Source organism: Nonomuraea recticatena (assembly GCF_039533245.1).
Lineage (GTDB): Bacteria > Actinomycetota > Actinomycetes > Streptosporangiales > Streptosporangiaceae > Nonomuraea > Nonomuraea roseola.
The window spans coordinates 348,672-371,822 of sequence record NZ_BAAATE010000002.1; the positions used below are offsets into that span (position 1 = coordinate 348,672).

18 protein-coding genes are annotated in these 23,151 nt (G+C 69.9%); 12 read left to right on the top strand and 6 right to left on the bottom strand.

The window, feature by feature from the left end; genetic code table 11:
• Positions 1-15: 15 nt before the first annotated feature.
• The 4 genes from bla to ABFX50_RS04925 all read left to right on the top strand — a co-directional run bounded on the left by bla (position 16) and on the right by ABFX50_RS04925 (position 7,269).
• The gene (gene bla / locus ABFX50_RS04910; protein WP_346143600.1) at positions 16-978 is read left to right on the top strand and encodes a class A beta-lactamase; all 963 of its coding nucleotides are present in this window, start codon (positions 16-18) and stop codon (positions 976-978) included.
• Positions 978-3,197 carry a transglycosylase domain-containing protein gene (locus ABFX50_RS04915; protein ID WP_346143602.1) on the top strand — a complete coding sequence of 740 codons (2,220 nt, stop codon included), beginning with the start codon at positions 978-980 and terminating at the stop codon, positions 3,195-3,197. Before bla ends, ABFX50_RS04915 begins: the two co-directional genes overlap by 1 nt.
• 39 nt (positions 3,198-3,236) lie before the next feature.
• The gene (locus tag ABFX50_RS04920) at positions 3,237-4,862 is read left to right on the top strand and encodes a penicillin-binding transpeptidase domain-containing protein (protein WP_346143604.1); all 1,626 of its coding nucleotides are present in this window, start codon (positions 3,237-3,239) and stop codon (positions 4,860-4,862) included.
• A 196-nt stretch (positions 4,863-5,058) separates the two neighbouring features.
• Positions 5,059-7,269, top strand: coding sequence for a transglycosylase domain-containing protein (locus tag ABFX50_RS04925; RefSeq protein ID WP_346143606.1), 2,211 nt, complete (start codon positions 5,059-5,061; stop codon positions 7,267-7,269).
• Between the two features lie 323 nt (positions 7,270-7,592).
• Here ABFX50_RS04925 and ABFX50_RS04930 read toward each other — a convergent pair whose 3' ends face one another.
• The 5 genes from ABFX50_RS04930 to ABFX50_RS04950 all read right to left on the bottom strand — a co-directional run bounded on the left by ABFX50_RS04930 (position 7,593) and on the right by ABFX50_RS04950 (position 12,595).
• Positions 7,593-8,198, bottom strand: a complete 606-nt coding sequence (locus ABFX50_RS04930; RefSeq protein ID WP_346143608.1) for a hypothetical protein — start codon at positions 8,196-8,198, stop codon at positions 7,593-7,595.
• Between the two features lie 66 nt (positions 8,199-8,264).
• The gene (locus ABFX50_RS04935) at positions 8,265-8,501 is read right to left on the bottom strand and encodes a hypothetical protein (protein ID WP_346143609.1); all 237 of its coding nucleotides are present in this window, start codon (positions 8,499-8,501) and stop codon (positions 8,265-8,267) included.
• Positions 8,494-9,858, bottom strand: coding sequence for an MFS transporter (locus tag ABFX50_RS04940; RefSeq protein WP_346143611.1), 1,365 nt, complete (start codon positions 9,856-9,858; stop codon positions 8,494-8,496). Before ABFX50_RS04940 ends, ABFX50_RS04935 begins: the two co-directional genes overlap by 8 nt.
• A gap of 6 nt (positions 9,859-9,864) precedes the next feature.
• Positions 9,865-11,046: an acyl-CoA dehydrogenase family protein gene (locus ABFX50_RS04945; protein ID WP_346143612.1), complete on the bottom strand. Its 1,182-nt coding sequence runs from the start codon at positions 11,044-11,046 to the stop codon at positions 9,865-9,867.
• Positions 11,047-11,056: 10 nt separating this feature from the next.
• Positions 11,057-12,595, bottom strand: coding sequence for an acyl-CoA synthetase (locus ABFX50_RS04950; RefSeq protein ID WP_346143614.1), 1,539 nt, complete (start codon positions 12,593-12,595; stop codon positions 11,057-11,059).
• Positions 12,596-12,709: 114 nt separating this feature from the next.
• On the opposite strand from ABFX50_RS04950, the gene ABFX50_RS04955 reads away from it, so the two are divergent.
• From ABFX50_RS04955 to ABFX50_RS04975, 5 genes are all read left to right on the top strand, one after another.
• A complete protein-coding gene (locus ABFX50_RS04955; protein ID WP_346143615.1) occupies positions 12,710-13,318 on the top strand; it encodes a TetR/AcrR family transcriptional regulator in 609 nt (202 codons plus the stop codon).
• Positions 13,319-13,684: 366 nt separating this feature from the next.
• Positions 13,685-13,930, top strand: a complete 246-nt coding sequence (locus ABFX50_RS04960; RefSeq protein ID WP_346143617.1) for a hypothetical protein — start codon at positions 13,685-13,687, stop codon at positions 13,928-13,930.
• A gap of 268 nt (positions 13,931-14,198) precedes the next feature.
• The gene (locus tag ABFX50_RS04965) at positions 14,199-14,441 is read left to right on the top strand and encodes a hypothetical protein (RefSeq protein ID WP_346143619.1); all 243 of its coding nucleotides are present in this window, start codon (positions 14,199-14,201) and stop codon (positions 14,439-14,441) included.
• A 118-nt stretch (positions 14,442-14,559) separates the two neighbouring features.
• Positions 14,560-15,354, top strand: coding sequence for a carbon-nitrogen hydrolase family protein (locus tag ABFX50_RS04970; RefSeq protein ID WP_346143621.1), 795 nt, complete (start codon positions 14,560-14,562; stop codon positions 15,352-15,354).
• A 66-nt stretch (positions 15,355-15,420) separates the two neighbouring features.
• Positions 15,421-15,870 (top strand): NUDIX domain-containing protein, encoded by a 450-nt coding sequence (locus ABFX50_RS04975; protein WP_346143623.1) that lies wholly within the window; start codon positions 15,421-15,423, stop codon positions 15,868-15,870.
• A 6-nt stretch (positions 15,871-15,876) separates the two neighbouring features.
• Here ABFX50_RS04975 and ABFX50_RS04980 read toward each other — a convergent pair whose 3' ends face one another.
• Entirely contained in the window at positions 15,877-16,128 is a 252-nt protein-coding gene (locus tag ABFX50_RS04980; protein ID WP_183645532.1) for a hypothetical protein, read from the bottom strand.
• Positions 16,129-16,408: 280 nt separating this feature from the next.
• On the opposite strand from ABFX50_RS04980, the gene ABFX50_RS04985 reads away from it, so the two are divergent.
• From ABFX50_RS04985 to fxsT, 3 genes are read left to right on the top strand one after another with little or no spacing between them, the layout of a single operon-like run.
• Positions 16,409-17,821, top strand: coding sequence for a VMAP-C domain-containing protein (locus ABFX50_RS04985; RefSeq protein ID WP_346143625.1), 1,413 nt, complete (start codon positions 16,409-16,411; stop codon positions 17,819-17,821).
• A gap of 14 nt (positions 17,822-17,835) precedes the next feature.
• A complete protein-coding gene (locus tag ABFX50_RS04990) occupies positions 17,836-18,885 on the top strand; it encodes an AAA family ATPase (RefSeq protein WP_346143626.1) in 1,050 nt (349 codons plus the stop codon).
• Entirely contained in the window at positions 18,882-23,090 is a 4,209-nt protein-coding gene (gene fxsT / locus ABFX50_RS04995) for an FxSxx-COOH system tetratricopeptide repeat protein (RefSeq protein WP_346143628.1), read from the top strand. Before ABFX50_RS04990 ends, fxsT begins: the two co-directional genes overlap by 4 nt.
• Positions 23,091-23,151 lie beyond the last annotated feature (61 nt).

Sequence of the window (23,151 nt, forward strand, 5' to 3'; positions counted from 1 at the left end):
GCTAAAGGACATGCCATGCGAAACCTCCGCGCCCGGCGTCTACCGGGAGCGCTGGAAGCCGTCACGTTGACAGTCTCCCTCCTGGCGGGTGGCTCCCTCGGCGCGGGCACGGCCTCGGCTGCGGCGACGCCCGCGACCGCCGTACAGCCGCCGCTGTCCGCCGGGGCGGCCGAGGCCGCCGCCCGGAAGGAGCTGCGCGCGCTGGAGGTGTCCTTCAAGGGCCGCATCGGCGCGTACGCCGTGGACACGGCCACCGGCAGGACGATCGCGTACCGGTCAGGCGAGCGCTTCCCGTTGCTGTCCACCTTCAAGGCGGTCCTCGCCGCGGCCGTCCTGCACAGGGCGCGCACCTCCGAGCCGGGTCTCATGGACAAGGTCGTCAAGTGGACGGCCGCCGACCTGAAGCCCAACTCACCTGTCACCGAGAAGCACGTCGCGGACGGCCTGACCGTCGCCCGGCTCTGCGAGGCGGCCATCACCCTGAGCGACAACACCGCGGCGAACGTGCTGCTCAAGCAGATCGGCGGTCCCGCTGGCCTGACGAAGTACTTCAGGACGCTGAAGGACCCGATCTCGCGCCTTGACCGCTGGGAGACCGAGCTCAACGACTGGAACCCCAAGGAGCGGCGCGACACCACCACGCCTGCGGCCATGGCCCGCGACCTGCGCGCCCTCACCACCGGGAACGGGCTTCACGTCAAGGACAGGGAGCGGCTCAACGCCTGGCTGATCGGCAGCAAGACCGGCGATGCCCGCATCCGCGCCGGCCTGCCGAAGAGCTGGGCCATCGGCGACAAGACCGGCACCAGCTCGGCGTACGGCGCCGCCAACGACATCGCCGTCGTCTGGCCGGGCAAGTCGGGCGCCCCGATCATCATGTCCGTCTACACCAATCGGAAGGCGGCGAACGCCCCCGCCGACGAGAAGGTCATCGCGGACACCGCCACCATCCTGGCTCGTGGGCTCGGGAGACTCTGATGTCACGTCGGGGGACGAAGATCGTACGGCTCGTCGTCGCGGGAGCGGCGGCGGGCGTACTCGTGGCGGGAATCGCCTTTCCGGCCGTGGGGGGCGCGGGTCTCGGCTTCGTGTCGGCGGAGGGAGCGGTCGGCCTGGGGCCGGTCGACCTCGTCGAGCCGCCGCCGGCCGAGGTCACGATCGTGCAGGACGCCAAGGGGCGCGAGATCGCTCGCTTCTACGAGGAGTACAGGGAGGTCGTCTCCCTCGACGCGATCGCCGAGGTCATGAAGACGGCGATCGTCGCGATCGAGGACGACCGCTTCTACGAGCACGGCGCCATCGACGTCGAGGGAACGATACGGGCGCTGGCCAAGAACCTGCAGTCGGGCAGGGTCAGCCAGGGCGGGTCGAGCATCACCCAGCAGTACGTGAAGCAGGTGCTGCTCAACTCCGCCACCACCGACGCGGAGCGCAACGCCGCTCTGGAGGCCAGCTACGCGCGCAAGCTGAACGAGCTGCGGTACGCCATGGGGGTCGAGAAGAAGTACACCAAGGAGCAGATCCTCGAGAAGTACCTGAACATCGCCTACTTCGGCGCCAGCGCCTACGGCGTCGAGGCGGCGGCCAAACGATTCTTCGGCGTCAGGGCCGGCAAGCTCACGTTGTCGCAGGCGGCGACGCTGGCGGGCGCCGTCCAGGACCCGAACGCCACCGATCCGAACCTCGGCAGGAAGCACCGCGAGCGGCTGCTGAAGCGTCGTGACGTCGTGCTCGACCGGATGGCCGAGCTGGGCAGGATCACCCCGCAGGAGGCCGCGGCGGCGAAGGCCACCAAGCTCGGTTACAAGGGGACGAAGATTCCCGGCGGCTGCGAGTCCAGTGCGCATCCGTACTTCTGCCTGTACGTCCGGCACGAGATCCTGAGCAACCCCGACTTCGGCAGGACGGCCCGCGCGCGCCTGGAGATGCTCAACCGCGGTGGCCTGACGATCAGGACCACGCTCGACCCGGCGACGCAGGCGGCCGCGAATCGGGCGATCAGGAAGTACGTGCACGCCTCCGACCGCGCCGTCGCCTCCGAGGCCCTGGCCCAGCCGGGCACAGGAGCGATCAGGGCCATGGCGGCCAGCAGGCCGTACGGCCGAAGCAAGGCCAGGAACGAGATCTCCTACAACGTCGTCGCGGACGCCGAGCACGGCGGAGGCGTCGGCTTCCAGGCAGGCTCGACGTTCAAGGTCTTCACCCTGATCAACGCGCTGAAGAAGGGCATGAAGCTTGACGACGGCCTGAGCGCGGGCGCCGGGTATCGCGCGCCGGGCTACTCGGCGTTCAAGAACTGCAAGGGCGAGAGCATCGGCGACCCGACGCACACGGTCACCAACGACGAGGGCTCCCCAGGTTGGAAGACCCTCCGGACCGGCACCAGGACCTCGGTGAACACCTTCTTCATGGAGCTGGAGCAGCGGGTGGGGCTCTGCGGGACGGTCACCACGGCCAAGTCGCTGGGAATCCGCCGCGCGGACGGGCGCAAGCTGCAGGAGTACGAGACGTTCACGCTCGGCATCAACGAGATGGACCCGGTGACGGTGGCCAACGCGTACGCGGCGATCGCGGCGCGCGGCACGTACTGCGCGCCGATGGCGATCTCCCGGATCACCGATCGCGACGGCAGGGCCACCACGTACCGGCCGAAGTGCCGCCAGGCGCTCGATCCAGGGATCGCGGACGCCACGGCGGAGGTGCTGTCCGGCGTGTTCACCGAGGGCACGATGCGAGGCGTCGGCGGCATCGGGCGCGACGCGGCGGGCAAGACGGGCACCACCGACGCCTACGCGACCGCGTGGTTCGCCGGTTTCACCCCGGACCTGGCGGCGGCGGTGAGCATCGGGGACCCGCGCGGCTCCAGCGGCCACAAGCTGACAGGGGTGACGATCGGCGGGCAGTACTACGGGGCGGTGGCAGGGGCCACCCTTCCCGGGCCGATCTGGAAGGACACGATGATCGGCGCGCTGAAGGGCGTGCCGCCGACGTCGTTCAGGCCCATCGACAAGGACAGGTTCGAGGGGTGCTCCCAGGACTGCCGACCCGCGTCGCGGCCGACCGACGGCGACGGCGATGACGCCAGGCAGCCTCGTCCCGAAGACGAGGAGGGCGCCATCGGGAACGGCGGTCCCGGCCTCGGTGCGGGATCCGCCGCGCCGCCTGCCGGAGATGTCCCGATGCGCCGTGGCGAGTGACGGGAGGCGCCCGCGGCGTGCGGAGCGCGGGTGAGTGGCATGGCAGGACAGGGGGAGGGGCGCACGCAGCCGCGGCAGGAGACTCCGCCACGGCGTCCCGGGCGCGGGCGGACATGGGCGATCGCGGCGGGGCTGGTGCTCACGGTCGCGGTCGCGGGGGTGATCTGGGCGCAGCCGCGCACGCGGGGATCGGCCGACGAGACGGCCCGGAGATACCTGAACGCGTGGTCGGCGCAGGAATATACGGTGATGCGCGAGCTCGTGCTCGATCCGCCTGCCGACTTCGAGCAGGTGCACCGGGGCGTGTTCAGCGCCCTCGAGCTCGACGCGATGGCCTTCAGGATCCACACCCCCAGCGGGGTCTTCGCCGCCTCCACCGAGGAGCTCGGTCATGCGACCTTCACCGCCACGCTCACCGGCCCTGGACCCGACTTCGCCTACGAGAGCCGGCTGAACCTCGTCGAGCACGAGCACCGCTGGAAGGTCTCCTGGAGCCCGGCCACCGTCCACCCCGAGCTCAAGCCTGGCCGCACGCTGCGGCTGGTCACAGGAGGGCCCGAAACGGTGCCGATCCTGGCGGCGGACGGCAGCCGCATCGACACCCCCGGCGCGCCCAGGTCGGTGCGGCAGCTGGCCGGCAGCCTCAAGCCGAGGTTCCGCGACTGGCTCAGCGTGGGACGTCCCACCCGGATCGAGCTGGTCGAGGACGGCAGGCCGGTCAGGACGCTCGCCGAGAACAGCGCCCGCCAGCGCATGCCGCTCACCACCACGCTCGACCCGCGCGTCCAGCGGGCCGGTGCGGACGCGCTCACGCTGACCGGGAAGCCGGCGGCGCTGGTGGCGTTGAAAGCCTCCACGGGTGAGATCCTGGCCTCGGTCAACAGCAGGGGCGGCTTCGACCGGGCGCTCATGGGCAGGTACCCGCCAGGCTCCACGTTCACGGTGGTGACGGCCTCGGCCCTGCTCGCCGACGGGCTCTCCGCCGAGCAGGTGGTGAGCTGCCCGGCCAGGCGGAACGTCGGCGGCGTTCGGCTGCGCAACCCGTCCTCTCGTGGGTACGGCGGCCTGCCGTTCCGTGCCGCCTTCGCCCACGCGTGCGACACCACCGTCGGCGCGCTGGCGGTGAGCTCGCTCGAGGCCGAACGGCTGGCGAAGGTGGCGGGCGACTTCGGGTTCGGCGCGCCGTTCGATCCGGGCGTGCCCGCCGTACGCGCCGACTTCCCCGTCCCCAAGGACGACGCCGCCCTGGCGTCCGCCTCGATCGGGCAGGGGCGGGTGCGGGCGAGCCCGCTCAACATGGCGGCGGTCGCCGCCGCCATCGCCCACGGCATGTGGCAGCCGCCCAGGCTGGTGCCCGCCGAGAAGGTGCCCACCGACGGCGAGGCCCGGCGTCCGCTGGAGCCCTCGGTGACCAAGGCGTTGCGATCCCTGCTGCCCGCGGTGGTCTCCGAGGACCCGGCCCACGCCGTTCGCTTCCCTCCCGGGACCGCTGGTAAGGCCGGCTCCGCGGAGCACGGTTCGGGCAGGCGACTTTCCTGGTTCATCGGCTACAGGGACGACCTCGCCTTCTCGCTCGTCGTCGAGGGCGGCGGCGCGGGCTCAGCCACGGCGGCGCCCATCGCGGCCCGCTTCCTGAAAGGCCTGGAAGGGAATCCCATTGACTGAGGAATCGGACAAGGCGCCTGTGAGAAGCAGGAGGCGCGACCAGGAGCGCCCAGAACGGACCTCTCGTCGGGGAAGTCCTGCTCGCCGACGCCTCGCAGGGGAGACGATCGAGAGCGGCAGCGCGATCCGGCGTGGCGAGGGGGGAGCCGGCGAGCGAGCGGGCTGGAAGCGGTTCATCCCGAGCTGGAAGATCGTCATGGCCGGTCTCGTGGTGGTCGCGGCGGGCCTCTTCGGCATGATCGCGGTCGGCTACGCGAACACCAGCATCCCCACGGGGGAGAAGGACGGCGTCGCCGACCGGGGCAGCGTCATCTACTACGCGGACGGCAGGACCGTCCTGGCCAGGCTCGGCGTCAAGCGCACGCCCGTGACGTACGACCAGATCCCGCGCGCCGTCCAGGACGCGGTCATCGCCGCGGAGAACTCCGGCTTCCGCGAGGACGCCGGCATCGACTTCTCCGGCATGGTGCGATCGCTGTGGAGCACCGTCTCCGGACAGCAGGTCCAGGGAGCCTCGACCATCACCCAGCAGATGGCGCGCAACTACTACGACGGCGTCGGCACCGAGCGGTCGATCCAGCGGAAGATCAAGGAGATCTTCGTCGCGGTCAAGTTGAACAAGACGCTCCCCAAGGAAGAGATCCTCGAGAAATACCTCAACACCATCTACTTCGGGCGCGGCGCGTACGGCATCGGCGCGGCGGCACAGGCCTTCTTCGGCAAGAGGATCGGGCAGCTGACCCCCGAGCAGGGGGCCTACCTCGCCGGCCGCATCCAGAACCCCGACGCCTTCGACCGGGCCGAGATCAAGGGGGACACGGGCGCCACGGAGTTCCGCTACAGGTATGTGACCGGCCAGATGGCCAAGCTCGACCCGGTGAAGTACGGCGACCTGCCCGCCGCATCGCCCACCTCGCCCAAGCGAATCCCGTACAGGACCAAGGACTACTACCAGGGGGCCAACGGCTACATGGTCGTCCAGGTTCTGGAGGAGCTGAAGACCAGGGACATCCAGCCGGACGAGGTCAGGCGCGGCGGCTACAGGATCATCTCGACGTTCGACAGGAAGCTCATGGAGGTGGCCAGGCAGGCCGTCAAGACAACGATGGCGACCCAGTCGAACCAGTTCCACGCCGGGCTGGCCGCGGTGAACCCGAGGAACGGGCGGGTCGTCGCCTTCTACGGGGGCGACGACTACGAGAAGAACCAGTGGAACACGGCCTTCGACTCCGCCAAGCAGGCGGCCTCCGCCTTCAAGCCCTATGTGCTGGCGGCGTGGCTGAAGGCCGGCTACAGCCTCGACAGTCACGTGCCGGGCAACCAGACCGTTCCCAGGGTGCTGCCGGGCCAGGCTCCAGGGGGCATCAGGAACGAACATCCCCAGGCGAAGAATGCGATGGACGTCACCTACGCCACGGCCCACTCGATCAACACCGCCTACGCCTCCATGGCGTACGCGCTGCCCAACCAGATCGAGGACGTGCGCGAGATCGCCGAGCGGGCAGGCCTGGACGGCGACCGCATGGAAGACGACGTCAAGGAGCACGGCTACCAGTTCTCGATCGGCAGCGCCCCGGTGACCCCCGTCGAGCAGGCGGCCGGCTACTCCATGTTCGCCAACCAGGGCAGGCACACCGACTATCACGTCGTCCAGGCGGTCTACAAGGGCAAGGAGCTCTACCTCCCGGAGCAGAGGGCCTCCAGGCAGGTCATCTCGGCGGAGGTCGCAGCCGATGCGACCAGCGCGATGCGGCAGGTCCTCACGTCGGGTACGGCAGGCGGCAAGGGACTGGGCAACCGTCCGTCCGCGGGGAAGACCGGCACCAACAACGACAACAAGGAAGCCTGGTTCGTCGGCTACACCCCGCAGCTCTCGGTCGCGGTGGGAATGTATCGCGAGGAGTGCAGGACCAGGAGCGGCAAGCTCGTGGAGCCCCGGCACTCGAGCTGTCCCCTCACCCCTGGCGGGAGGCCGAGCAAGAAGTACGGCGATCACCGTCCCTACACCACGGCTCGTGAGGTGCCGCTCGGGCCGGGGTGGGAGGGCGCCGGCCCGCCGACCACCGTCTGGCGGGCGTTCATGCTCGCCGCACACGAGGGCAAGCCGATCGAACACTTCGCCCCCAAGGCCGGTATCGGCCAGCAGGAAGACCTGGTGCCCAAGCCGGCCCCGACCCCTCCCACCCCGACGCCTCCTCCGGCCGAGCTGGACGCGAACGACGGCGACACGTGCGATCCGTCCGGAGTGTGCGACGGTGGCGACCTCGGCGACCCGACGGAGGACGACGTCAGCGAAGAGAGCAGGACCGACGCCGACGGACCGACCGCGCCCCCGCCCGGAGGCGGCTCCCACCTGCCCGGCCCCGCAGGCTCGGGACACGGGGCGACGGAGATAACGGATTCGTGACGGGCGTGGGCCTTTCCGCGGCCGCGGCTTCCCTCTGGGGAGTGACGAGATCGAGACAGTGCTCACGATCCGCGCCTTCGCCGACCGCTGTGTGATCACCGGGTTCGGCTGCGGCGGAGACCGCGACCGCAACAAACGGGCCCATGGGCCAGGTTGCCGGGACGCATTCCGACATCGTGGGGGTCACCACCGACAACGCGCTCGTACGGTGAGCCGTCAGGCTTTCCGACACGGGTTCGGCGCGTGCCCGGACGGACGCCGCCATGTGATCGAGCGCAGGCGTGCGTGAGCCGAGGCCCGTTCGGAGACGTCGTCACCTGGGCCTAGATTCTGCCCATCAAGCCGAAGAGATTCGTCAGGAAGACTCTGGCGGACGATGAGTCGTACCCGGGCGAGCTCAGAGTAGGGCTGGACAGGAACGAGACGATCTCCCTCCGGTCCACGGCGGGCCCCTTTCCTTCGAGGCCTGCGACGATCCGGCTGACGAGGTCGTCGACTTCCTGCCGGCTGTATCCCAGCTGTGGCACGACCGCGAGCTCGAACTTGCGGACCTCCCGTGCCAGTTGCCTCGGTGACACCCGCTCCGGCAGCGTCCGGGCGGCGGCGGCCGCCTTGGCCGCACGCCGCTCTCGCGCCCTGGCCCACGGGGTGAGGCCGGTTCGGAGTCTCCGCGTCACGCGTTCGCCGACCAGGACCCCCACCCCGCCTAGGGCGAGGATCGCGCCGAGCCGCAGCAACCAGAAGGCCACGGCCGCGGCGCTCTCCTGCTTCTCCTCGAAGCTTGAGGGTCCCGACTTCCTGCTGGAGCACCACTCGCCGGGGCTCATCCGTTCGCCGCCGCACCTGGGCTGCTCCGCGTCCCCCGACACCACGAGCCAGATCAGGAGCACGACCACCCCGATGGCCAGCATCACGAAGCCCAGCTTCATGGACCCTTCATGACGTCCAGGGTGATACCTGGCCATATCCACCTCCGGGGGGCTCGGATTCGATGATCAACCTAGCCTCGTGCGGACGGCGGCGTCCATCTGGGAAGGCGGGATGTGACCGAGCGCGAGAGGTGCCCAGTCCTCGCCGCTGCCGTCCGGGAGCCGGCTGGAACCGGCGCATCGCCGAGGCTGCCGGCGGAGCACGCCTGACTCGACGACGACGTCCAGCCCGGCGGCGTCGTACAGCTCGGCGAGATCGAAGCGCTCGGCGGGGCCGACCCGCTTCCACCCGTCGTCACGCATGGCCGTCCTCCTTGTCGGTTCCGACGGTCTCCAGGCTCACGCCCGTCGTCCGCGGCCCGAACAGGATGGCCAGGCAGCCGCCCATGACGCCGAGGATCGCCAGGAAGACGAAGACGGCGGTGTAGCCGAGGCCGGCGTAGATGGCGGTGACCAGCAACGGCCCTGAGAAGTTGACGACGCGTGACAGCGCGTTGGCCGTGCCTGCGCCCAGCGCCCGTACGCGGGTGGGGAAGATCTCCGCCGAGTAGACCTGGAGGAACGGCACCGCCATCTGGAAGAGCAGGCTGACCAGGCAGCCGAAGACGAGGATGGCCCAAGGCGCCCTGGCGACGCTGAACATGAGGAGCACGAGCGCGAGCAGCGTGCCGATGGCGAGCTGGGTCTTGCGCCGGTCCCATCGGTCGATGAGGGGGATGGCCAGCAGCGCGCCCACCGGGGCCATCGAGGCCAGCGTCGCAGAGAGCAGGAGGGTGTCGTCGAGCTGGAGGCCGTTCTCCGCCAGCAGGGTGGGCGTCCAGGTGGTGAAGGCGGAGTAGGCGAGCAGTCCGGTGACCCACATGAGCGAGGCCAGGAGGAACCGGCCCCTGTTGGAGCCGCTCAGCAGCTCGACGACGCGGGCGGGCGGCGCCGCGGGCTGGGCGTCCGAGTCCGTGCGGGCCTCGGCCGGGTTCACGCCGCACTGGCGCTCGATCTCGCAGACCACCTCGTGAGCACGGGCCGCCTGCCCCTGCGCCAGCAGCCAGCGCGGGCTCTCCGGTACCCACCGCCACACCAGCACGGTGAAGACGGCGCCGAGGATCCCGATGCCGAACAGCAGGCGCCAGCCCGCGGGCCACGCCGGGATCAGGAAGTAGCCCAGCCAGGCGGCGAGCGGGATGCCGAGCGACCCCACGACGACCTTGTAGGTCTGCAGGCGCCCGCGCATCGCGGCAGGCACGAACTCCGACAGGGTCACGATGGCGACGACCGCGGTGCCCTGCGCGCCGAAGAAGGTGAGCGTGCGAGCGGCCATGAGCTGGCCGGGCGACTGCACCAGCGTGCACAGCACCGCCGCCACGCAGTAGACCGTGCTGAAGATCAGCATGCTGCGCCGGCGACCCAGCCTGTCGGCCAGGTAGCCGCCGAGGACACCTCCGCTGAAGGCGCCCAGCGAGCTCACGGCCGCCACGGCGGCGAAGGCGGAGATGGGGGCCTGCCACTGGGTCCGCAGCACGGGAAGGACGTAGGCGAACGAATGGGTCTCCACCCATTCGAAGAGGATCATGCCGGCGAGGGCCAGGACCAGCTTGCGATGGAAGGACGTGAGCGGGAGCCGGTCGAGGCGATCTCCCAGCGTTCTGGCGGTGACGGTGTCCACGCGCGCTCAGTTCCGGTCGCCGAGGAACAGCTGGTGGGCGATGGCGTTCTTCTGGATCTCGGAGGAGCCGGTGAGGACGCGGAACATGCGCAGGCTCCGGAACAGCCACTCCACCTCCGACCCGCGGACCAGACCGGCCTTGCCGTGGATCTGGACCGCCTCGTCGGCGATGCGGAAGGCCGTCTCGGCGACGAAGAGCTTGCTCATGAAGGCCTCGGCGCGCGGCCTGCCTCCCGCGTCGAGCGCGGCCAGCCCGTCATAGGTCATGCTCCGCGCCGCGTAGTAGCCGGTGGCCATGTCCGCGACCTTGTGCTGGATGGACTGCAGCGCGGCGAGAGGACCGCCGAAGACCTCCCTCGTCCTGGCGAAGTCCAGGGTGAGGGCGAGCGCGCGGCGGGTCAGGCCGAGGACGGTGGGGCAGTGCAGGAGCCGGTTGGCCGTGACGCGTCCCAGTCCGATGCGCAGCCCGTCGCCGACCTCACCGAGGAGCTGGCCGGGGCCGACGTAGCAGTCGTCGAGGATGATGTCGCTCTCGATGTGCTGGCCTGACATGGGAGTCTCCGCGTCGCGGACGGTGCAGCCAGGCGAGTCGAGGTCGACAAGGAACGCGGCGTAGGCGTCGGAGCCGGCCACTCTGGCGATCAGCACGGAGAAGTCCGCGAACGGTCCCGCCGAGGAGAACACCTTGTGGCCCGTGATGCGCCACCCCTCTCCGTCCGGCGTCGCCGTCGTGGTCATGGCCCGTACGTCGGAGCCCGCGCCGGTCTCGGTGAGCGAGAAGCAGCACGCCCGCTCGGCTCGGATGACCGGGAGCAGGTACCTGTCGAGCTGCTCCCTGGTGGCGTACCGGAGGATGGAGCCCGCGCGCAGCGGCCCGCCCATGTCGCCGAGCACGCTGAGCTGGAGGACCCGTCCCGAAGCGCCGACCTCCTCCTTCAGCGCGCCCAGCTCGGTGAAGCTGAGCCCCTGTCCGCCGTGCTCCGGCGGCAGGTGGATGCCGTAGAAACCGAGCTCGCGGCTACGTCGCCAGACAGGCTCGAGCACGTCTCTGGTGTAGCGGGACTCGTGGGTGAGGCCGAGCTTGGCCTCGTAGTCGGCGAGCTCTCCGTCGAGGTAGTCGCGAAGCCTGGTGACGAGCTCCCGCAGGCGCGGGTTCTCGTCGTAGGTGGGGGTCAGGGTGAAAGGCATCGGTTGCTCCTCAGTGCACGTTCCGAGCGGTGTCGCTCCAGTAGGGCTCTCTTACGGCGCGGCGGTCGATCTTGCCGTTGCGGTTGATCGGCAGGCCCGCGACGAACTCGACTGACTTGGGCTTCTTGACGCGTGACAGGCGCTCGCCGCAGAAGTCGATGAGCGCCTCAGCGCTCACCTCGGCGCCGGGACGTGGGATCACCACGGCCTTGACGGCCTCGCCCCACTTCTCGTCCGGGACGCCCACGACGCAGGCCTCGGCCACGTCGGGGTGCTCGTATAGAACGGCTTCGACCTCGCTGCTGTAGATGTTGAAGCCGCCTGAAATGATCATGTCTTTCTTGCGGTCGACGATGAACAGGTAGCCGTCCTCGCGCAGGTAGCCGACGTCGCCGGTGTGCACCCAGCCGTCGCGGAAGGTCTCGGCGGACAGTTCGGGCTCGTTCCAGTACTCCCGGACGCAGTCGGGACCGCGGACCACCACCTCGCCGTGCACGCCAGCGGGGACCGGCCGGCCTTCGCCGTCGACGACGCGGACCTCCGTGTCGAACATCGCCCTGCCGCACGACAGCAGCAACTCGGGGTCGGTGGTGGTGCCCGTCAGGACGTCCTGCCTGGTGAGGACCGTGACGCCGCTGGTCGTCTCGCCCAGCCCGTAGCCCTGCATGATGACCGGCCCGAACGCCTCCACCGCTTGGCGCAGCCGCTGCGGCGACACCGGCGCGCCGCCGACGGCCAGCCTCTCCAGACTGGACAGGTCGGTCGCGGTGATCGCCGCGTCCGCCAGGACCATGTTCAGCATGATCGGCACGAGGAACGTCGAGGTGATGCGCTCGGCTTCGATGGTGCGCAGGAACTCCCCCGCGTCCCATTGCGGCAGGACCACGACGGTCGCACCGCGTGACAGGGCGGCGAGAATGCCCATGCCGGTGGCGTGGGTGATGGGGCCGGCCGCGAGGTAGCGCTCCTCGGTCGAGGGAGCGCCGTCCGGGTTCATCAGGAGCTTGCGCATGTTGGCCAGCCGATTGCCCTGGGTCTGGACGGCGGCCTTGAGCTTGCCGGTGGAGCCGGAGGTGAAGTTGAGCACGGCCGGGTCGTGCTCGTCCACGTCGATGGCCACCGGCTCGTCCGAACCCTCGGCCAGCAGGTCCGCGAGGTCGCGGTCGCAGTCGATCACCAAACAGTCCGGGGCGCTGCGCCCGGCCGCCGCTCTGGCCGACTCGGCGCGGGGCGCGTCGGTGAACAACACGCGGACGGCCGCGTCGGTCAGGATGTGCTCGATCTCCTCTGTGGCGAGCCTGGCGTTGACGGGCACCCTGAGGAACGCGCCCTTGTACAGGGCCATCTCCGTGACGACCACCTGATCGCTGTTGCCTGCGAACGTCGCCACGGCCTGCCCGGGAGCGACCCCGCGAGCCAGCAGGGCGGAGGCCAGCCGGTTCGTGACCGCCTCCAGTTGCCGGTAGGTCCATCGGCGCTCCCCGCAGACCAGCGCCTCACGCTCGGGCCAGAACATGCTGCTCCGGCTGAGATAGCTGCCCAGATTCACGTGGCGATCCCCAATCCTGGTCGCTGTGCTTAATAGTGGACAGCATGTTTAAAAACATGCACCACGTCAATGGGTGGATAGACTGCGACCTGGTTGACCATGGGGAGGGGCCAGATGCCGCAGGAAGATCGCCGCACGCGGCGCACCCGCCGCCTACTGCGTGACGCGCTGGTGGCGCTGGTGCTCGAACGCGGGTATGCCGGTATCACGGTGGAGGACATCACCGAGCGCGCCGATCTGGGGCGGGCGACGTTCTACAGCCACTACACGGACAAGGACGCGCTGCTCAGCCAGATCGTCGCCGATCTGCAGGCCGAGCTGGACAGCCGTCTGGAGCCGCTGCTGCGAGCGCCTTCGGTCGGTTTCAGCGGCAAGCCGATCCTGGAGATGTTCCGCCACGCAGCGGAGGAACGCGACGCCTACCGCGTCATCCTGCGAGGTGAGGGCGACGGCCGCGCCCTGCGGGAGTTCATGGAAGCGCGCAGCGCCGCCGCCGCGATGGTGTTCGGGCATCGGGCCCGCGCCATGGAGGTGACTCCCCGCATCGACATCGACGTGCTGGCCAGAGCATGGGTCGGCGAGCAGGTCGCCGTGCTGCGCTGGTGGCTGGAGGCCGAGCCTCAGCCGCTGTCGGCCGAAGCGGTGACCCACATGCTGCTGGAGCTGTCGCTGCGCGGAAGGTACTGGGCCAACGGCTTCGACGGTGAACCCCCCACGGCGTGATCTCCTCCGGTACGCCGGCGGCTCCCTTCGAGAGGCTCACGCCATAGATGCACGGTCTCGGCCGCGTCTACGGGGATGAGACCCGAGGAGAGCCTTGCAACCCAGCCAGCAACACGAGTTCGCCGCATTCGTGGCCAGCCGATCGGACAGCCTGATCAGGCTCGCCTACGTCCTGACCAACGACCAGCACGCCGCGGAGCTACGAGAAGAACGTCCACTTCTCGTGGCGAGGTCCTACCTCCCGGCCCAGCCCCACCACCTGACGCGTCGATTCGGCTGGGGTGGTCCGTGGCAGCGAGCCCGGCCCCTCGATTAGATCGACAGGCGTTTTGCCCGCTCATGACGCCCACCCTGCCATCGTGGAGTATGGACGCCTCGGGGGAGGAGCGCTGGCTGAGCGTGCTGCGGGAACACGCCGCACGTCTGGCCTTCCCCGACTGGACGTCCGGCCCCGACGACTGGCCGAGCTTCTACACCTCGTTCGACGACGCCGCCGAGCCGTACATGGAAGTCACCGTCTACCGAGGCGTCGACCGCATCCACTACCGCCGGTACACGGGCGACGAGCTGGCGGCGTTCTGGGCGAGGCTGCTCGACAGTCTGACCGAATAGGCGCAGGAGAGCCCTCGCCCGGCACGAGCCGCCTCGACCCCACGAACGGCGCAGGGAGAGGCCATCCGTCCGCGCTCGACGATCCCATGTCCTGACACGCCTGCCATGGGAGACTGGAGGGGACGTCATCCTCCCATCCACCTACCCGGGTGATCGCCTCCCGTGAGGGAGGCGCCGACGTGGCGCGGCGCACTCCGCCGATCCACGTCCCCGAAGAGGCGTACGAGATGACCGTGGCCGAACGGCTGAGGCTGGGCGAGGAGGAGTAATGAGCGCTCCGACGGTGTGGCGTGACCTGCTGTCCGAGGTCAAAGGCACCCGCCAGCGGGTGACCGTGCACCTGTACGGCGGCCAGTCCCTCAAGGGCGTGGTCGTCGAGGTCGACGACGTGAACGAGGTCGTCGTACTCGACGAATACGCGCACGGTTCCACGGTGTCGGCCCACGAATCCCCCGTGCACACGGTCGCCCTGTCTGCCGTGCAGGCCGTCACGGTCCATCGGCACGAGTAGGCCGACGCCCTGCCCTCGCAAGGGCCCGCTCGGCTTCGCCAGGTGCCCTGGCGCGGCCCGTGAGGCGCAGGGGGAGCCGGAGGACGGTGACGAGATCACGGTCGATACGATGCCGAGCATGCCCTCAGAGTCGTTGGTCGTCTCGGTCGCCCAGCTTTCCGCGACGCCGGGGGATGTGGAGACGAACGCCCTGTCGGCGGCCGCGGTGGTACGCGGCGCCGCCGATGCGGGGGCGAAGCTGCTGATGTTCCCCCAGCTCTCGCTGGTGGGCTACGACCTCGCCCTCTTCGCCGACCCGTCCTGCTGGGTGACGGAGAACGATCCGCGGCTCGACGTCGTCCGCAAGGCCGTCCAGGAAGCCGGGGTGACCGCGGTGGTGGGCGCGGCCTACCGCTGGCCGGACGGCACGCCCTGGATCGCCTCCCTGGTGCTGCGCCCCGACGCGGAGATGCTCGTCCACGGCAAGCGGAACCTGCACGGCCAGGAGCGAGACCTGTTCCGGCCCGCGGGCAAGGGAGAGCTTCTCGACGTCGACGGCTGGCGCGTCGCCCTGGCTCTCTGCCTCGACGCCGGCATTCCCACGCACGCCGAGGACGCGGCCCGCGACGGCGCCGAGGTGTACGCCGCGTCCGCCCTCTACACCCAGGAGGAGGCGCGGCGCATGGACATCCACTTCGCGGCCAGGGCCATGGACCACCGCATGTTCTCCGTCGTAGCCAATCACGCGGGCACGGGGCCGGGGTGGCGCTCCTGCGGCGGCAGCGGAGCCTGGCACCCGGACGGCAGGAGGCTGACCGAGGCGGGCACCGAGCCCGGCCTGTTCACCACGGCCCTGTCGCGCGGCGAGCTCCAGGCGTTGAGGGACAAGGACGCCCTGGCCGGGTATCCGCGCGGAGCAGTGACCGGCAGGTGACGGCGCGGGCTCGGCGGAGCTGCCCGAGCCGCGGCGCCACCTCTTGAGAAGCGGAAGGATCCCCCCATGAGCGACCAGCGGCCCGGCGCCGACCAGGTGCGCAGGACGCCCAGCGTCTCCTGCGTCTTCCTCTGCCACGACGGTCGTGGCCGGGTGCTCCTGGCCCGACGCGGCGCCGGCGCGCGGGACGAGCCCGGCACCTGGGACTGCGGTGCGGGAGCCCTGGAGTACGGGGAGTCGTTCGAGGCGGCCGTCGCCAGGGAGGTGGCCGAGGAGTACGTGACCCGTCCGCTGGAGATCGAGACCATCGGCGTGCGCAACGTCCTGAGGGAGGAACCCGCCTCTCACTGGGTCGCGGTGATCTTCGCGGTCAGGGTCGACCCCGCCGAGGCCGCCATCGGCGAACCGCACAAGTTCGACGAGCTGGGCTGGTTCTCTCCGGACGCGTTGCCGTCCCCTCTGCACTCGCAGCTCGCCGAGAGCATCAAGCTCTTCCGCGCGTGGCAGGAGGCGTGAAGCGTCCTACGCCCTGATCCCGTTCACCGCCAGGGCGATCAGGACGACTGTCACCCCGCCGACCAGGACCATGCTCCAGAGCGCCGCCCAAGCCGCCGATTTGGCGTCCGGCACCCTTCCCGCCGCGGCCGCGGCGTCCTTGACCGCCTTTCCCCATCCTCGCCAGGTGTCGAGCGCTCGCTGAAATCGGCGTCCGACGACGAAGAGGACCATCGCGATCACAATGATGAGAAGGACCCGGCCGTCCGCGCTGTCCATAGACGTACTCCCTGGATGGCTTCTCTTGCCGTAAAAATACGACAGGTAATGCGACCAGACCAGAGCCGGATGGGGCGGCCCTGACCCAGGCTGTTGGTTATGGGTGAGTTGTCCCAGTTTGAAGGATGCTGGTCACCGGCCTGCTGCGCCGCTCAGGCGGCCGTTGGCGGGGATTGTCTTGACCACTAGTGGAAATGCTTGTGCGATTTAGTAGAATCACGGCAATTTAATCGGTGAAGGTGCGCAGCAGGGGAGAAGCGTGGCGAATCTCGGCGATCACATGGCGGTCGCCAAAGTGCTTGCCTCGATACCTCAGCTGGAACCCGCCGATCTGGTCGACGCGGTAGTCGCCGAGATGGGCTCGGCCGGGCTCGACGTCCCCTACTCCGCCAAGCGGAAGGTGCATTTCCTCAACATCGCCCTGCACTGCCTGGCGAGCGAGCAGGCGCGCGGCGCCCTGGTGCGGGCGGTCGAGTTCTTCGCCGCGGGGCTCCCGCAGGTGGAGCAGATCAGGAGACTCGCAGGACTGGCCGACAGCCTCCTCGAGCCGGAGGACGAGCGGCGGATCGAGGAGTTGCTCAGGCGCTGCGAGGCCGGCGACCTGCGCGCCCTCTACCAGGTGGTCACCGAGGGCAAGGGGGCCGTCTGCCCGGTGGGGCTGACCAGCGCGTGGGAGATGTTCGAGTTCCTGCTCGACGTCAACGGCAGGCCCGGCTGGCTGGCGCCGCACCTGCGCTTCGTGGCGCTGCTGCGGGGACGGCTGGTCCACCAGGAACCGGCGAACGACCCCGAGCTGAAGGACGAGCTGGGCAGATGGCTCTACCGTCAGCGGGACCTGCTGCGGGAGCTCGACGACGTGGCCGCGACCGAACTGGAACTCCTGCTGCGCCAGCCGCCGCCCTTCCAGACCCGTACCGACCTGCCGGTCTGCCTCATCGTCGAGATCGACAGGTCACCCGTGCCCGACGACGGCACCGACCCGCATCGCGTCACGCACTGGACACAGGCCGACCAGTCGCGCTGGAGCCCCGTGCGCGGCGAGGACGTCGAGCTGCCCTCCGCCCGGCTCGGGGACTACGTGGTGGAGCTGGTCCTGAAGGCGGAGGAGGAGTGGACGTCCGGCGGCCCCTTGCTGCTGGAGTTCATGCTCGCGCCCGATCTGGTCAATCTGGCCGTGGAGCGCTGGCCCCGTCAGATCAGCCAGAACCTGCCGCCGCGCGCGCTCGGCCAGGACTACGAGGTGGTGCTGCGCAGCGACGCGCGCCTGCGCCCGCGCCACCGCCACCGGCTCTGGCGCGACAGGTGGGACAGGTTCATGCGGGGCGAGGGCGGCACCCACGTGATCCCGCTGGAGGAGGCCGAACTCGGCGCCGTGCACGACGACCTGATACGGGGTTGTCACCTGGTGGCCTGCGTGCTTTCGGCGCCGCCCGACCATCCGCTGGGGCGTGCCCAACTGGAGGCCGCTATCGACGCCGGACTGCCGATTGTCCTCTGGTGTCGCGATGTAGCATCGAATGTCGAATTTCGGGAGATTGTCCACGACGTCGTCCAACCGGTCAAACTCAAGAAACTCCCGGAGAGCATCCTTCAATTGCGCAGTTCAGCGGCTTGTGAGAGCGTCGCCCTCCTTTGGGACGACCCCGACAGGCCAAGAGCCCAATTTCATGCGCCGCACCGTGTATCCGAGTGAGGAAACATCCACAGATGAGCGTGGAAACACCACATGGGGACGGTGAGTTCGCAGCCATCCCCCAGGGGTGGCTCCTCTACCGAGGCACGGGACGGCCGCTACAGGACATCTCCCTGCGGCACGCCCTGCCGGCGCCACCCCCCTGGCGTACCTTCACCGGCGGCCAGGTGATCGACCCTCCGGCGGAAGATCTCGAGGAGCTCGACCGCAGGCTCGGCAGGGTCGACACGCTTCCCGTGCGCAGGCCCGACCCGCAGGAGGTCATCGCGGTCAACGCCGCGCTCTGCCTGCGCCGTCCGCTGCTGGTCACAGGGCCGCCCGGTGTGGGCAAGTCCACCCTGGCCTACCAGGTGAGCCGTGAGCTGCACCTCGGCCCCGTCCTGCGCTGGCCCGTCAACAGCCGCAGCACCCTGCGCTCCGGACTGTACGACTACGACGCGGTCGCCCGGGTCCAGGACGCGCGGGTGGCCGGCAGCGAGCCGAGCATCGGCAAGTACGTTCAGCTCGGGCCGCTGGGAACGGCGCTGCTGCCCTACGAGCTGCCGCGGGTGCTGTTGATCGACGAGTTCGACAAGGGCGACGCCGACCTCGCCAACGACCTGCTCGACGTCGTGGAGGAGGGCGGCTTCCAGATCAGGGAGCTGTTCCGCGCCCGCTCGGGGCAGCCCGAGGTCGTCCACACCGCCGACGCTGGCCGGACCGCCGCGATCAGCGAGGGCACCGTGACCTGCAGGGCCTTCCCCTTCATCGTCATCACCAGCAACGGAGAGCGCGAGTTCCCTCCCGCCTTCCTGCGCAGGTGCATCAGGCTCGAGATGCCGGAGCCCAGCGCCGAACGGCTGGCCGAGCTGGTCGTGGCGCACTTCGGCCAGGCCGCCGAGCCGTACAAGGACCGGATCATCCAGGAGTTCCTCGACTACCGCACGCGCAACTCCGTGGCCGCCGACCAGCTCCTCAACGCGCTGCACCTGGTCATCACCGGCCAGGACGGCTGGAGCGAGCAGTTCTACAAACAGGTGCTCGACGTGGTGCTACGACGGCTCGACGAGGCAGGCGTGGGGTGAGCAGGTCGGCAGGTCAATCGCCACTCGGCCGCGAGGGCGCGCCGCACTGGCAGGAGGCCGCCGACCTTCTCTGGCTCGCCGCCCATGCCGCCGCGGGCCGGACGGGTGAGCTGCCGTCAGCCCCCAGCCGGGCCAGGCGGGACCCGCCAGGACCCGCCGAGGCGCCGCCCGCCGACCAGGCGCCGCCGGCGCAGGGCGCCGACACCGACGTGAACGGGGGCGACGCCACGGGCTCCGGTATGCCGTTCGCGGTGACGCTGGAGCCGGCGGTCCAGGAGGTGGTCGGCGAGCGGGCCGACCTCACCGTCTCCGAACCCAGGCGACGTCGCGCGGTCAGTCAGGCGATGCGCGCCTTCCGGCGGCTGGTCGAGTCACCGCACGGCGCGGCCGAGGTCGACGAGGAGGCCACGGCCGAACAGGCGGCGGGCGACGACCTCTGGCTGCCGGTGTTCGCGCCCGCGAGGGAGCGCCTGCTCGAACTCGACGTGGTGATCGACGACGGCCGCTTCGCGATTCTGCACAGGGCCGCCGCCAACGGGTTCGCGGCGGCCTTCACCGACGTCGCGGCCTTTCGCATGATCCGGACGCATCTCCTCGACGCCGACGTGGAACGGGAGTCGGAGCTGAGGCTGCGCACAGGGCGAGCCGATGCTCCCGCGACCCCCGCCTCGGCGCTGGCGCTGCCGGGCCGTACCGGGCGCAGGCTCATCGTCGTCCTCACCGACGGCATCGGCGACGCCTGGCACACCGGGGCCGCCCACAGGATGCTGGCCCGCTGGGGCGAGAACAACGCGGTGGTCGTGGTTCATCTGCTGCCCGCGCGGCTGTGGCGTCGCACGGGCATCGCGCCGGAGCGGGCCGAGCTGCGCAACACCAAGCCCGCTGCCGCCGCCGTCGAGTACGGCTCGGCCGTGCCGCCGGGAACGGTGCCGGTTCCGGTCATCGGGACGGCGGCCGGTCAGGTGAAGGGCTGGGCCGAGTTCGTCATGGGCAGCCGCGCCCGCTGGTCCTGCGGGGTCCTGGCCTGCTCCTCGGCCGAGACCGACCACGAGTCGCGGGAGCCGGAGGAGGACGCCTCGGCCGAGGAGCGGGTCTGGCGGTTCCGCATGGGCGTCTCGCCTGTCGCCTTCGAGCTGGCGGTGCACCTGGCCGCCGCGCCGCTGACCATGTCGGTGATGCGGCTGGTGCAGCGCAAGCTGGTGCCCCACGCCAGCGACGCGCACCTGGCCGAGGTCCTGGGCAGCGATCTGATCCGGCGGGCGGACTCAGGGGAGACGCCGCTCAGCGTGCCGTACGACTTCGTGCCGGGGGTGCGGGCGGAGCTGCTGCAGGCCGGCAGGCGTTCGGAGACGGCCGAGGTGCTGGTAGCGGTCGTCGACCACCTGGGCCAGGAGGTCGACGAGTTACGCGGTCTGCGCGACGTGATCGTCTCGCCGGGCAGCGCGTCCGTGCCCGACCTGCCGCGCGAGCTGTCACCACTCGTCGAGCCCACCGTGTCGGCCCTGGAGGCGATGGCAGGGCGCTACACCGTGCCCGCGCGGCGGATCAGGGATGCCTTTCGTGGCCATGAAGGCACGAGTGAGCCGGCGCTGGCGGGGCACGCCTCCAGCCGTGATCTTCCTCGCCCTGAGGACACCGTCTACCCGCATGTCGTAAAAGATCCATCGCCGCCTGACCCGTTTGGAGTAACCATCAACATGAGCGCCGTACCGCTGGCAGCCAAGCGTGAGTCCCACGAGCCGACGCCGGTGTGGAACGTCCCGCAGAAGAACGTGAGCTTCACCGGCCGCGAGGAGATGCTGGCGCTGCTGCACGAGCGGTTGTCGGCGGGGACCACGGCGGTGCTTCCCGAGGCGCTGCACGGTCTGGGCGGCGTGGGCAAGTCGCAGATCGCCATTGAGTACTGCTATCGCCATCAGGACAAGTACGACCTCATCTGGTGGATACCCTCCGAACGGCTGACCATGGTGCGGCAGGCCTTCGTGGACCTGGCCGTCCACCTCGACCTGAACGTCACCGAGCCGAACGTGGCCGTTCCCGCGGTGAAGGAGGCCCTGCGGCTGGGCCGCCCCTACGCCGACTGGCTGCTGGTCTTCGACAACGCCGAGAACGTGGACGAGATCAGGAAGTTCTTCCCGACCAACGGTCCGGGGAAGATCATGGTGACCTCGCGTTCGCGCGACTGGTTCTCCTACGCCGCTCCGCTCGAGGTCGACGTCTTCACCCGTGAGGAGAGCCGCGAGCTGCTGCGCCTGCGCGGGCCCGAGCTGAGCGACCAGGACGCCGACGAGATCTCCAGCCGTCTTGGCGACCTGCCGCTGGCGATCGAGCAGGCCGCGGTCTGGCTGTCGGAGACCGGCATGCCGACCTCGGAGTACCTCCAGCTCTTCGACGAGCACAGCACCGAACTGCTCCAGGTCGAGGGCGCCGAGGTGCCGGTGGCGGCGGCCTGGAACGTCTCCTTCGACCGGCTGAGGGAGAGCCACCCCGCGGCCCTGCAGCTCCTGCAGGTGTGCGCCTTCCTCGCGCCCGAGCCGATCCCGAGGTCGCTGCTGACCAGCAGCCGCGACATGGAGGGGCCGCCCGAGCTGCTGCAGGCGCTGCGCGACCCGATCGCGCTCAGCCGTACCACCCGTGCGATCAACCAGTACGCACTCGCCAAGCTGAACTACCGCGACAACACCATCTCGCTGCACCGGCTCGTGCAGCGCGTGGTGACCAGCCAGCTGTCGGACGACGACCGGATGCTGTTCCGCCACTGCGGCCATCTGATGCTGGCCAACGCCGACCCCAAGGCGCCGGGCAACCGGGCGCGCTGGCCGGAGTACCACGCGCTCTTCCCGCACGTCTTCGCCTCCAAGCTGGAGGAGTGCACCGACCCGTGGGCCAGGGAGCTCTTCCTCAACCTCATCGACTTCCTCTATCTGTGGGGCGACCACAACGGCTTCATCTCGATGGCGCAACGCGCCGTCGACACCTGGAGCGAGAACCTGGGGCCCGAGCACGACGCCACGCTCGCCGCCGAGCTGCGTCTGGGGCGCGCGCTGCGCCTGTTCGCCGACTTCCAGGCGGCCTACCGCCACCACCTGCACGCGCGTGACGCGCTGCGCGACAGGCTCGGCCCCGACCATGAGCGCACGCTGGAGGCGCAGGGCTACCTGGGCGCGGACCTGCGCTACCTGGGCCGCTTCGACGAGGCGCTGGAGATCGACCGCCAGGCGTACGAGACCCTTCGCCGCCGCTTCGGCCCCGACGACCCGCTCACCCTCGAACAGGCCCACCTGCTGGCCATCGACTACCGGCTGACCGGCGACCCCGTCAGGGCCAGGGAGCTGGACGAGGACACCTACCGCAGGAAGCAGGAGGTGCTCGGGCCCGACAACCTCAGCACCATCAGCTCGCGCGTCGCCATGACGGTCGACATCATGGAGTGCGGCCACTACCTGGAGGCGCGCAATCTCCAGGAGATCCACACCAACGAGATGCGCCGCCGCTTCCAGAACTCCCACCCCGGCACCATGGACGCCATCGGGCTGCTGTCGGTGATGAGCCGCAAGGCGGGCAGGCAGGACGAGGCGCTCAAGCTCTCGGAGGAGGCGATGTCGCTGTTCAGGGCCCGCTACGGCGAGAAGGCCCAGACCACGGTGGCCATCACCCTCAACCACGCGATCAACCTGCGCCACATCGGCGACCTGACGCAGTCGGTCGAGCTCGGCCTGCGGGCCAAGCAGCTCTACGAGGAGATCTTCGGGCCCGACCACGCCAACTCGCCCACCGCGGCGGTCAACGTCGCGGTCGCGCTGCGGCTGATGGGCCGGGTGGAGGAGGCGAGGGATCTGGATCGCCAGGCCCTGGAGGACCTCACCAGGCTGCTGGGGGCCGAGCATCCCCGCACGCTCATCTGCGCGATCAACTACGCCAGCGACCTGTACGAGCTGGGCGAGCACGAGCAGGCGCTGGAGCTGGACCGGCGCACCCTCGAACAACTGCGTGAGGGACAGGGCGCCGACCATCCGACCGCGCTGGCCTGCGCGTTCAATCTCAGCATGGACCTGCAGGCGGTCGGCAGGGAGGCGGAGGCGGCCACGCTGCTGTCGGAGACGCTGGCCGGCTACCGGCGGGTGCTGGGCGAAGACCATCCCGCGATCAAGTCTCGTGGCCAAGGAAAGCGGGCAAACTGCGATATCTACCCAATCTCCGTGTAGCGGGCGCTGTAAGAGCCAAAAGCGGACAGCGTGGTCCCGTTGCCAACAGGTTCCACAAAGA

Excerpts from the sequence above, each read along its gene's own strand:
- ABFX50_RS04965 (WP_346143619.1), top strand. The coding sequence starts at position 14,199 with ATGAGCGCTCCGACGGTGTGGCGTGACCTGCTGTCCGAGGTCAAAGGC.
- ABFX50_RS04990 (WP_346143626.1), top strand. The coding sequence starts at position 17,836 with ATGAGCGTGGAAACACCACATGGGGACGGTGAGTTCGCAGCCATCCCC.
- ABFX50_RS04915 (WP_346143602.1), top strand. The coding sequence starts at position 978 with ATGTCACGTCGGGGGACGAAGATCGTACGGCTCGTCGTCGCGGGAGCG.
- bla (WP_346143600.1), top strand. The coding sequence starts at position 16 with ATGCGAAACCTCCGCGCCCGGCGTCTACCGGGAGCGCTGGAAGCCGTC.
- ABFX50_RS04930 (WP_346143608.1), bottom strand. The coding sequence starts at position 8,198 with ATGAAGCTGGGCTTCGTGATGCTGGCCATCGGGGTGGTCGTGCTCCTG.
- ABFX50_RS04945 (WP_346143612.1), bottom strand. The coding sequence starts at position 11,046 with ATGCCTTTCACCCTGACCCCCACCTACGACGAGAACCCGCGCCTGCGG.
- ABFX50_RS04925 (WP_346143606.1), top strand. The coding sequence starts at position 5,059 with ATGGCCGGTCTCGTGGTGGTCGCGGCGGGCCTCTTCGGCATGATCGCG.
- ABFX50_RS04980 (WP_183645532.1), bottom strand. The coding sequence starts at position 16,128 with ATGGACAGCGCGGACGGCCGGGTCCTTCTCATCATTGTGATCGCGATG.
- ABFX50_RS04955 (WP_346143615.1), top strand. The coding sequence starts at position 12,710 with ATGCCGCAGGAAGATCGCCGCACGCGGCGCACCCGCCGCCTACTGCGT.
- ABFX50_RS04970 (WP_346143621.1), top strand. The coding sequence starts at position 14,560 with ATGCCCTCAGAGTCGTTGGTCGTCTCGGTCGCCCAGCTTTCCGCGACG.
- ABFX50_RS04935 (WP_346143609.1), bottom strand. The coding sequence starts at position 8,501 with ATGCGTGACGACGGGTGGAAGCGGGTCGGCCCCGCCGAGCGCTTCGAT.
- ABFX50_RS04975 (WP_346143623.1), top strand. The coding sequence starts at position 15,421 with ATGAGCGACCAGCGGCCCGGCGCCGACCAGGTGCGCAGGACGCCCAGC.
- ABFX50_RS04920 (WP_346143604.1), top strand. The coding sequence starts at position 3,237 with ATGGCAGGACAGGGGGAGGGGCGCACGCAGCCGCGGCAGGAGACTCCG.
- ABFX50_RS04960 (WP_346143617.1), top strand. The coding sequence starts at position 13,685 with ATGGACGCCTCGGGGGAGGAGCGCTGGCTGAGCGTGCTGCGGGAACAC.
- ABFX50_RS04985 (WP_346143625.1), top strand. The coding sequence starts at position 16,409 with ATGGCGGTCGCCAAAGTGCTTGCCTCGATACCTCAGCTGGAACCCGCC.